Raw genomic sequence first — 11,324 nt, 5'->3', positions numbered from 1 at the left:
GAAGCCCTCATCCCTGACCCATTTTACATAGAATTGTTACGGGATATTCCGGGCGGCGAGCAGAAAAAGCAGGAAATACTAATGAGGTATATGGATTACTCTATGAAAGAATGCGAAGAGTACGGCCGGTTAACTATTACTGGTGATCCTCCTTATGGTGCCGCTATCTGGAGTCAACCTTTAAACCCTGCTGCAGACAAGGAAAAGAGCCTGTTAAAGAAAGATTTTATAACAACCTATATGGGCGAACCGGCACTAAGAGCTTATTTAACCATAGTTTCTTTCATGAGCGAACAACTTGACCCGATACTGTACGATGCCTGGTATTTGTCGATAGCTGGGATCAAACCAAGTCACCAGGGACGGGGATTGGGGGCTAATCTATTGATGGAAATGCTTAACGAAACAGATAAAAACGGGATATCAACCTATCTCGAAACATTCACTCCACGAAATATCCGGTTTTATGAACGGGTGGGGTATAAAATAGCAAAGGAAGTAAGCGAGCCAGTTACAGGCTGCCCTTACTGGATCATGATAAGGGAACCTTTAAGGTAAAAAAGAAACGAGCGACATAAAAAGTCTCATCAGGGCCCCTCTAAGAGCAGTCCTGATGAGAAAAGATAATCTTTTTCATTTTAGACAACCTCAGCAGACACCGCGTTCACTCTGCTGCGCACAGCTTTATTTTTCTTTTTACCGGCGCGGTTAAGCCACATCATTACCCCTGTTATCGGAAATATGAGCGAAACCAAGGTGATCAGAAAAGCTAAAACCTGGGTAGGCCAGCCATAAATAGAGCCTGTATGGATTGGTTTAATAACCCCACGGATACGCTGGCCAAGGCTTTTGTCAGCATACAAGGCAGACCCGGCAAGCTTGCCGCTGTATTGATCTATATAATAAGTATCGGTAGCCAGTTCAACAGAACCTTTTTTTAGCACATTAAAAGTATAAACCGCTGCCGTATCGCGCGGGTAACGGATAGTGTAATTTTCAGCATCGGCTATTTTTTCGCCCAAAGCGCTAACAGCAGCATCTGGCGCGATGGAGGCAACACCTTGCTGATAAACCGAAAGCGGGGCTTTGATATCTTCTTTGGCAACAACTTTTGAATTGGTAAGGAAAAACAGAGTGCTGTTTGCCCATTTAAAGGTCATGACCAAGCCGGATGCCGAAATGAGAATCAAAAATATAGAGGTATAAAAACCGGTAACAATATGCAGGTCGTGCGTGAGACGCTTGCCGCTGCCATCCCATTTTATTTTAATCCGCTGCTTCATGATGGCTTTGGTTTTAGGCCACCAGAGTATCACGCCGGTTATCAATATCACCAGGAAAAACAATGTTGAGAGGCTGATCACCCAATCACCCAGGCTATTTTTCCCACCTAATAAATAGCGGTGAAACATCTCTACCGAATACAGAAACGTTTGTCTGCGGTTAAATTGTTCAACTATTTGACCAGTATAAGGGTTTACAAAAGCAGTAAGGTTTGAACGCTCGGCATCCTTTGGCTTAGCATCCTTTTTACCGTGTGCTCCGGCGTGTTTTTCTGTTTTTGGCTTACCGTCCGACTTTTTATCTTTCTTTTCAGGCACAATGAGGCCCACTTCTACCGTACGTTCCGGATCATCATAAACCATCACTGTTGCCAGCTTTGATTTAGGGATCTGTTTCAACACCCCGGCCGTTAAATCGGTCAGCGGCAACCTTTTATCCCGCGGTTTTACAAAATACCGCTGCGGATGCAACGACTGTTGAATTTCCTTTTCAAAAACCAGCATCGTGCCCGTTAAACACGAACAAAAAATGATCACCCCGGCTGCGAGGCTCAAATAAAGGTGAATGGTGCGGAAAAATACTTTCATTGGTTGGTATAAGCATAAAAACCGGGCATGTTTCCATGCCCGGTTAGTTTAATTAATTAAAATTTATAACTCAACGTAGTTAAAAACTGTCTTGGCGGTATAGGGTTAATACTATAGTTTTCGTGTACATTGTAATTAAGTACGTTGCCTATGTTAGAGATCTTACCAATAATAGAGATCTTTTTATAGGTATAACCTACCGAGGCATCAACAGTAGTAAAGCCCGGTACATACACTAACTTTGACAACGTCTGAGCCTGACCTACCGTATTAGCATTACCCGCAACACGGTTACCCAGGTAATAAACAGATGCACCTACTTTAAACCCTTTCAAATCGCCGTTGTAAAAAGTATAAAATATGCTTGTATTGGCGGTATGTTTTGGTGTATTTAGTAAAGGCTGGCCAGCTATATTGCTGCCTTGTGCGGTTCCTGTTTTAGTATATCTGGCATTAGTGTAACTGTAGCCCGCCAGCACATCCAGACCTTTAACCGGATGACCGGCGATATCAAGCTCTACACCGTCACTTTTAGTTTCGCCGCTCAGCACTTTGATATTGACGTTGGTATTATCTTTCCCGTCGAGAGTGAAAGGTGCAGTTTGGGCCAGGTTATTATTTTTAATACGGTAAGCCGTTACGTTTACCGATAGGTTGCCATTCAGGAAGTCGTTCTTAACGCCAACTTCATACTGGTCAACTATCGACGGATCAAGCGGACTACCATTAATATCACTACCTGTATTTGTAACAAACGAATTAGAGTAGCTTGCGAACAGGGCGGTATTAGCTATTGGTTTATAAACGACCCCAACACGCGGTGAAAACGCTTTGTCCTCTTTCCCTACAGCCGGTGTTCCCTTGACTTTATCATTATAATTAGTAACTGTCGTAGGCGACACATACTGGTATGACCAGCGGATACCCGCAAGTACCTTAACTTTTTCTGATAAACTAATGAGGTCATTAGCATAAGCACCAAAACGATTAGTCGGCGTCAAGATGCTATAAAACGGATTCATCTGTGGTTTATCAGTGCGAAGCGTGTATTTATCAAGGTCAAAAATATTGATCTTGTCATAAACCGCGTTTTGCTGAATATTGGTTTGATCAAGATAGTTTGAATTAGCAACGTAGGTATAAGCGTTATTGCGGTACCAATCGGCATCAACACCGGCCAAAATATTATGCTTTATAGCACCGGTATTAAACTGGCCGGTAATGTTAAACTGGCCGGTATAATAATCTTCAAGCGTTTTAGCCCTGTTCAGGGTACGGGGCCAATCGCCGTTTGCATCTGGCAATACACGCTCAGTTGTTTGGTATGAGCGGTTAAAATGCTGGTATGAAAAACCGCCGCTTAACTGCCAAAGGCTATTGAGCTGATGGTTGATAGTTGCTGTAGCGGTGGTTTGCTTGGTGTTACCGGTTGACCATGACGCGCCTAAATACCTGTTACGCGGAACTTTGGCAATAACGTTATTGATTTGGCCAGTTCCGAAATCGGGGGTAAAGTCATAGTTCAGGTAATCGCCTTCAACAATTAAGGTTGTTTTATCGCTTATTTTGTACAGGAATGAAGGATTGATGTATTCCCTTTCTGATTTTACGTTATCGCGGTAGCTTTTAGCATTTTCATAAGTACCATTTACACGGTAAGCCAATTTGGAAGATATAGGGCCATAAACATCAAACGACGGGCGATAAAGATCATAGCTGCCATAGGTCATTGACACCGAGCCGCCCTGCTCAAATAAAGGTTTTTTGGTTACCATATTCAGGATACCACCGGGAGCCACATTTCCGTATAATAAAGCAGCACTGCCTTTTAATACTTCTACACGCTCCAGTGAGCTGATCTCGGGCACAACGCCCGAGTTAACCCTGAAACCGTTTTTAAACATGTTGTTACTTCCAAAATTATAGCCACGGGCACCAAAGGTTTCCTGGGTATTGCCACGGCTGCTGTATAAATATACGCCATTCACATTCTTGATAACATCACTTAAACGTAGTGATTGTTGCTGATCAAGCACATCGCGGCCTATTACAGTAACGCTTTGGGGCAGGTCCATTGGCGAAACGTTCATTTTACCGATGTTTAACTTTTTGCGGTTGATGGTTTTTGTTGAAGAAACTACAACCTCATCTAACTGGGCCGAGCTTTCAGTAAGTTTAAAGGATACAACAGTTGTTTTATTTGCTGAAACCGTTACGGTTTGCTCTTCGGTTTTTGTACCAACGTATGAAGTAACCAGGGTATAAGTACCAGGTTTAACGTTGTGGAAGGCAAATGATCCGTTATCAGTTGTGGTAGTACTTTTGTTCAATCCTTTAATGGCAACATTTACAAACGAAGCTGGTTTATCGTCGCTGGTTTTAACAACACCGGTTATTTTGCCGTTATTGCCTTCGTCATCGGCTTTAAGGATCAATGTATTTGAAAACAGGAATAAAATTAAAAAAGGGATAATGCGCAGGGAGTAGTAAAGGTTATTTAACATTCTATTTAGATTAAGTCTAATTAAGCGCAAAAGTATAAAAAGACTTCCTATCTGCAAGTTTTATTTATAATTAGTTTAAATAAGAACCTAAACACAAAAGGCCGCACTTTTTGATGTTGTGCAGCCTTTTATTGAAATAAAAACGAGCTAATTGAGCACCATCTTATCCGGACCGGATATTTTGGCAATATGGCAATTACATCCTCCCGAAATTTTAAATAGTGTGGTTTTGGTAATATTTGTTACAGCATCGGTTGCCCTGAGCTCTACATCATCGCCCTCTGCGGAGAACTCGTTTTTGTTATTATCAGTTGCAATAGTGTATAAATTAGGGCCGATGGTTGGTACGACAGGGCTTCCGTTACCTTTGGCAATTATAGTCTCATGGGTTCGTAAATTTATAACCGTTACATTTTTTCCAAACGCAATCAGGCCGTCTTTATTAACAAAATTTACGTTAAGCGAAACAAATTCGGCGGTGCAGGTTTGGCTGGGGCAGCCTGTTTGCTGATTATGCTTTTTACATCCCCCAAAGATTGCAGCTAACAGAAAAAGAAAAATGCATTTGTACATGGCTATAGGTTTAACTAATAACAAATACGACGTTATTGCATAAAACGCAACAGCCTCATGTAAATACATGAGGCTGTTGCGTTTTATATGATGAAGTTTCTATTCAATCACCCTCATTTTCAAATAACTCGGACTTATTTTTGAAGTATAAACTTTATGCGTAGCCTTTTTAAAATCGGTGTCTTTAGCTTTCATGATATCCTGAAACTGTTGTGTATTCCTGTCAATAAGCGGAAACCAGGTACTTTGCACCTGTACCATCATACGATGCCCCTTTTTGAAGGTGTGCAGCACATCCTGTAATTCAAAGTTTACAGGGGTTACCTTACCAGGCATGAAAGGCTCAGGTTTATCAAAGCCATTACGGAACTTGCCGCGCATAGCTTCACTGCGTATCATTTGCTGATAGCCACTCAGGTACACATCCTTGCCTGCCCATTTTGTATTTTTGGTAGAATCGGGATAAACATCTATCACTTTAACTACCCAGTCGGCATCGGTACCCGTAGTTGATACCTTAAGGTTTGCCCAGATATTACCGGCAATGGTCACGTCATTATCTAAAATATCGGTTTGATAAGTAAGCACATCCGGACGCTGTGAAGCAAAACGCTGATCGCCGGTCATATATTCACGCTTCATATCCATATCAATGCTGTTGATGAAAGGCACCGGCTTATCAGGGTCAGATACAAACTCATCAAACGTATTGGCAACAGCTGCAGGAGCAGTGAAAGACAATTTACCGCCCGGCAACAGGTACAAGTTTTTTTCCGCCGATTCTTTTGGCGGCCAGGTGTTATAGGTTTTCCATTGGTTAACGCCAGTTTCGAAAGTTGATATTGGTTTCAGGTCGAAATCAGCTGTTCCTTTTAAATAATGGCTAAAGAAAGCAAACTCAATTTTTTCACGATAGAAACGGCCTGTAGGACCGCCAAAGCCAACATCGCCCAGGTGATCGCCATCGCCGCGTGCCCAGCCGCCGTGTACCCAGGGGCCCATAGCAAAATAAACTGGGGTTTTAGGGTTTTCTTTTACCAGGGTTTTATAGGTATTGATAGCGCCGTAAAGATCTTCGGCATCGTACCAACCACCAGTTACCAGTACCGCTGTTTTAATATCATGCAGATGGTAAAGCACGTTACGGTCTTTCCAATGCTGATCATAATTCGGGTGATCAAGCATCTCGTTCCACAGGCGGATGGTGTCTTTATAATATTTATCGTTTGTGTTTTTTACCGAGCCCATTTTCAGGAAGAAGTCGTAGCCGTCTTCAGTACCCGCGTCAAAGCCTTTACCACGGCGCTGCGTTGGTTTATCATCCTGTCTGTTAGTAAAGCCGGGGTAAAAGCCAAAGTTGGCCACCAGCATAAACGCGCCGTTATGAAAAGCGTCATCGCGGTACAGATCGGCAATCGGTGCTTGCGGCGATGCAGCTACCAACGCAGGGTGGCGGCTTAGCAAAGCAGTAGTAGTATAAAAGCCGGGATATGAAATTCCCCATATCCCTACCTTACCATTGTTATTGGGAATGTTTTTCAGCAGCCAATCGATAGTATCATAAGTATCGGTGCCCTCATCAACATCCTTATTGGTTTTATGATCTTCTTTTTCGGGGGTCATTTCCTCGTAAATACCTTCGCTCATCCAGCGTCCGCGCACATCCTGGTAAACAAAAATATAACCATCATGCGCAAATAATGATGACGGGCCAAGACTGCCTTTATAAAGCTCGGTACCATACGGCGCAACACTGTATGGGGTCCTGTCCATCATGAAAGGATATTTTTTGGATTGATCCTTTGGCACATATACCGATGTGAAAAGCTTTTTACCATCCCGCATCGGGATCTGGTACTCATATTTCTGGTAATTGGCTTTGATATAATCTGCATCGGGCGCTTTGGGCTGCGCATACAGGCTTACTGCCGAAAGCAAAAGGCAGAAAACGAAAAGTAAATTTTTTTTCATAAAATTTTTGTCAGTCAAATCAAATGTAACCGAATAAAATAAAATGGGCAAACTAACGGTACATCTATTCAGGAAAATAGCATTTAAATACCCCGATCTGTTTCGCCAAATCTCATACACTGCAAAATTCATGTAATTCGATTAATACATAAAATTCGTGGAAAAATTCTTCATTTATCGTTCTCCAATCTACGTATGATTCAAAAGTGATTTCCTACACATCTATGTAACAAAGGCCTTTTTTCTAAAGAAAAAAGCTTTTTGTTATAGTTAAAATTAAGTGTAAAAAACACATCTATTAACTATAGATTTTTTTATATAAAATAATAATTAAAACCTGTAGGCAATTATCCTCGTTTAATGGTCTATTACCTTGACCTATATAATGCCGGAGCGAGGACCTAAAGCACCCGGTAACCTAAATATTTAAACAGTTTTTTTTAAGAGATAGTAATTATCCCCTGGCTATGCCATGGGCCGGCTTTACACAAACCTATTGCGCTAAAACAATTTACTTTTTATAAACAATTTAACAAAAAACAACAATTATGAGAACAAACTTCAATTTGCCCCTTGCAAAAACATTGACCGTGTTATTTGGTGCTGTACTGCTCATCACCTCTGCCTGTAAAAAGGAGAAAGCGCCCCTGCCCACCGACGCCGGCAGTAACAGCTCATCAAAATTAGGCACCAACGCTATAGGCGTAGCAGGGCCAAAAGGAGTTTGCTATGTGGAAGTAAACAACAACGATATCCGCAATGTGGGCAATTACACACTATCAACAGGGCAGCAGCTTTTTGATATTGCTATCATATTTGCAGCAAACATCAATTACAACACCACAACCCAAAAGGCCGAACTCTTTTTTAATCCGCAGGTTACCAATGTGCTCAATAATAAGGCAACCTATATCCAAACTTTACAGGCTAAAGGCATTAAGGTATTGTTATCCATTTTAGGCAACCACCAGGGCGCGGGCATCAGCAACTTTCCCACCCAGGCTGCAGCCAATGATTATGCCCAGTTGCTAAGCAATGCTGTTACTACCTATGGACTGGATGGTATTGATTTTGATGATGAATATGCAGACTATGGCACCAACGGCACAGGCCAACCCAATGCCAGCTCGTTTGTTTACCTGGTTACCGCCCTGCGAACCCTGATGCCTACTAAAATAATTTCGTTTTACTTTTATGGCCCGGCAGCATCACGCCTGAGCTATAACGGTGTAACCGTAGGTTCAAAAGTTGACTACAGCTGGAATGCTATTTATGGTACTTACTCTGTCCCTAACGTCCCGGGGCTTGCTGCTTCTAACCTTGGCCCTGCTGCTATTGATATTCAAAGCACCAGCTCTTCAACTGCAGCGTCACTGGCTACTCAAACCGTAAATAACAACTATGGGATTTACCTGTATTACAACCTGCCAAATGCCGATTCGCACTCTTACCTGACAAGTGTATCCAATAAGCTGTACGGTCAGGCGACGGTGTTCAACTCGGGAACAAGTACCACCGGGGTTACTTTTTACCAGGATATCAATTACGGGGGCACAGTTACAAGCGCCATCCCTAAAGGTACTTATACCCTTGCCCAATTGCAGGCATATGGTTTTGTAGATAACTGGGCTTCATCGGTTAAAATCCCGACCGGCTGGACAGTAACTATGTATATTAACGATAACTCAACGGGCACATCGTGGGTACGCACATCAAACACGCCTAATTTCACTACACTATCGCCAAATGCTAATGATGTGGTGACTTCGGTTAAAATTCAATAAAAAGACTCCGAATGGCGCTATTCGAAGTCTCTGACTTCGAAAGAATAAGCTTGTAGTTTGTAACTACAGGCTTATTCTTATTAGCACTGTAGTCTGAAGACTACAGGCATAGTCATCCGAAGTCAGAGACTTCGGATAGCAGATTTAATTTTAATAAAATAAAAGGGGCCTTTCCGAATCCTGGAAAGGCTCCTTTTACTTATATGCTACGCTGCATTAAGAAATAATCTCCCAGGGAATCGCTCCCCTCGCCTATCACTTCCCAATTCAAAACACGATAAAATTGAACAGCTGCCTCATTTTTAACAAGACATTTTAAACTAAGAGGGGTTGGGTAAGTTTGGGCCGCCAAAGCCAACATTGCTTTTCCGATACCTTTTCCTCTGTATGCGGTATCAATATATAAATGATGAATAAAAGCATCGGGAGGCCATACAGCCATAAACCCCGCTATCTCATTATCCAGGATTGCCACCCAGATCTCTTCATCGCGTGTATGCTCGTCAAAATCATCTAATATAAACAATGCGCTATCTATCCAGTAAAAGGTCTGGATCCGGCATAGCAGGTAAAGTTCCCGGAGCTTTTCGCGATCAGCTTCGTTAAATGGCCGGATAAGCAAGTTGGTTGATTTCAATATAAAGAAAATTCTATGCTATTTATTTTCAGGATGATTTTTAAAAGTATCCAATAGCTTAATCCCCTCAATAAATTTATAGTCTTTCAGATTATAAGTGAATAGTCTATAACCTGTATATAATGAACTTGACGCGATAAAGGCATCTGGCATGGCCAAACTATGACTTAACTTATAGGTTTCCGTTAGTCTTATAGCTATTGATGTAATCTCCGGATTAAATAATAGGATATCAAACCAATAAATATTTTTGTTTACCTGCTTAAGTTCAATCTTATTTGTGGCGCCAGCCATTAATTCAATTTTAGTAATGGCCGATAAAACAACATTATCCAAACCTATTACATCTTCGACGATTGACTTAGTATCTTGATGACGAGCTCTCCTGCTATCGAGGTATTCGATCATCACATCCGTATCACAGATTATCTTTTCCGCTGCCACAAATCTTCTCTTAATTTCTTAGCATCTAAATCTTTCCCTGTAAATACTTTTTCAAGTTCAGAAATGTCGAGCTTCTTATTACCTCGTATTACAATATCATCAAGAGAATCTTTATTTTTTTCAGTTGATGGAGATATCTTAAAATCAAAATACTTAGCCAGCCCTTTTAAGATTTTCAGGGTTTCCGGCTTTTTATATTTTATAGTTACTTCGGGCATCACTCAGTTTTTATATAAAGTTAAAGCTTTTAAACAGAAAAGGCAACCCATAGGATTTGCTTCAAACCCAATCAAATTTCCAATACAAAACGAAAAACAAAAACTATATATTATTTTTCCGCAATTCATCTGCCGCGTAGTTTGCGGCTCTTGCGGTTAGGGCCATGAAAGTTAGCGAAGGGTTTTGGGTACTGGTAGATGTCATGCAAGCCCCATCTGTTACAAACACATTTGGACATGCATACAACTGATTCCATTTATTTAGCAATGAGTTTTTAGGATCGGTTCCCATCCTTATCCCTCCCACCTCGTGAATATCTAAACCAGGTGCCTGCTTGCTATCATTAGGGACGATATTTTTACAACCGGCCTTATCAAGCATGTCAGCCCCCTGCTGCAAAAAGTCGTTCATGGATCTCACATCATTATCGTCATAATCTACCGAAACTGATAATAGTGGTATTCCCCATTCATCTGCCTGGTCTTTACTCAGGCTCACTCTATTCTCAGCTTTCGGAATAGTTTCTCCCTGCATCATCATGTATACATTCCAGTTTCCCGGTTCGGAGATATTTTCTTTATAGTTCGCTCCAATCTGGTCACCGTCAACAGCGTGTCCCCAACTGCTTCTTGTGGCAGTATAAAATGTCATGTATCCTCTTAAAAAGTCGGTTTCCTGCTTATAAACATTCCTGAAATTAGGCATCATAACGGCAGCCGGCCGTCTGCCATAATAATACGTATCCAGGTATCCATCAATAGTTCCCGTTAGCGATCCGCGGTAGTTATGAAATGCGATGTATCTGCCCAGCAAACCATTATCGTTCCCTAATCCGTTTGGAAACCTTGATGATCTTGAATTGAGTAAAATAAGATTGGAATTTAAAGTAGCAGCATTTACAAAAATGATCCGCGCATAATATTCTGTAGCTACTTTGGTATGGGCATCTATCACCCTAACGCCCGTTGCCTTTCCTTTTTTTTCGTCGTAAATAATTGAATGTACTACAGAATCGGGCCTGAGTGTAAGATTACCTGTTTTTGCAGCCCACGGTAAGGTTGAGGAATTAGAACTAAAATAGCCACCAAACGGACAACCACGCTCGCATAAATTCCGGGCCTGGCATTGCCCCCGGCCCTGTTGTAAATGAATTGGCTGCGGTTTGGTTAAATGTGCGCACCTTCCAATAACAACATGCCTGTCTTTATATGCGTCCATGATCCTTTTTTGAATATTTTTTTCAACCACATTCATTTCCCATGGTGGCAGAAACTCTCCGTCGGGCAACGTTTCCAATCCGTCCTTGTTACCGGCTATGCCT

The 11,324-nt window shown here is 41.7% G+C and carries 10 protein-coding genes; 2 read left to right on the top strand and 8 right to left on the bottom strand.

All coding sequences use genetic code 11. The annotated features are described in order from the left end of the window. Positions 1-558 (top strand): GNAT family N-acetyltransferase (locus VF500_RS08335; protein WP_330859235.1); only part of this gene is annotated, 558 nt, incomplete at its 5' end. Between the two features lie 80 nt (positions 559-638). On the opposite strand, the gene VF500_RS08330 is transcribed toward VF500_RS08335, so the two are convergent. From VF500_RS08330 to VF500_RS08315, 4 genes are all read right to left on the bottom strand, one after another. Continuing rightward, entirely contained in the window at positions 639-1,871 is a 1,233-nt protein-coding gene (locus tag VF500_RS08330; protein WP_330859234.1) for a PepSY-associated TM helix domain-containing protein, read from the bottom strand. A 56-nt stretch (positions 1,872-1,927) separates the two neighbouring features. Beyond that, positions 1,928-4,375, bottom strand: a complete 2,448-nt coding sequence (locus VF500_RS08325; protein ID WP_330859233.1) for a TonB-dependent receptor — start codon at positions 4,373-4,375, stop codon at positions 1,928-1,930. Between the two features lie 147 nt (positions 4,376-4,522). After that, positions 4,523-4,948: a hypothetical protein gene (locus VF500_RS08320; protein ID WP_330859232.1), complete on the bottom strand. Its 426-nt coding sequence runs from the start codon at positions 4,946-4,948 to the stop codon at positions 4,523-4,525. 99 nt (positions 4,949-5,047) lie between these two features. Next, entirely contained in the window at positions 5,048-6,919 is a 1,872-nt protein-coding gene (locus tag VF500_RS08315) for a CocE/NonD family hydrolase (RefSeq protein ID WP_330859231.1), read from the bottom strand. A 548-nt stretch (positions 6,920-7,467) separates the two neighbouring features. Between VF500_RS08315 and VF500_RS08310 the strand changes: the two genes are divergently transcribed. Beyond that, the gene (locus VF500_RS08310; RefSeq protein WP_330859230.1) at positions 7,468-8,703 is read left to right on the top strand and encodes an endo-beta-N-acetylglucosaminidase H; all 1,236 of its coding nucleotides are present in this window, start codon (positions 7,468-7,470) and stop codon (positions 8,701-8,703) included. Between the two features lie 199 nt (positions 8,704-8,902). On the opposite strand, the gene VF500_RS08305 is transcribed toward VF500_RS08310, so the two are convergent. The 4 genes from VF500_RS08305 to VF500_RS08290 all read right to left on the bottom strand — a co-directional run. Then, complete coding sequence (locus VF500_RS08305; RefSeq protein ID WP_330859229.1) at positions 8,903-9,340, bottom strand: GNAT family N-acetyltransferase; 438 nt, start codon at positions 9,338-9,340, stop codon at positions 8,903-8,905. A gap of 18 nt (positions 9,341-9,358) precedes the next feature. Beyond that, a complete protein-coding gene (locus VF500_RS08300; RefSeq protein WP_330859228.1) occupies positions 9,359-9,784 on the bottom strand; it encodes a PIN domain-containing protein in 426 nt (141 codons plus the stop codon). Continuing rightward, positions 9,766-10,002 carry a hypothetical protein gene (locus VF500_RS08295; protein ID WP_330859227.1) on the bottom strand — a complete coding sequence of 79 codons (237 nt, stop codon included), beginning with the start codon at positions 10,000-10,002 and terminating at the stop codon, positions 9,766-9,768. Before VF500_RS08295 ends, VF500_RS08300 begins: the two co-directional genes overlap by 19 nt. A 103-nt stretch (positions 10,003-10,105) precedes the next feature. Next, the coding region (locus VF500_RS08290; RefSeq protein WP_330859226.1) for a GMC oxidoreductase at positions 10,106-11,324 on the bottom strand (1,219 nt) is incomplete at its 5' end.

This window comes from Mucilaginibacter sp. (genome assembly GCF_036383575.1).
In the GTDB taxonomy this organism is placed as follows: domain Bacteria; phylum Bacteroidota; class Bacteroidia; order Sphingobacteriales; family Sphingobacteriaceae; genus Mucilaginibacter.
Note: the sequence above shows the minus strand (reverse complement) of the source record. Positions and strands in the feature narration are given on the sequence as shown.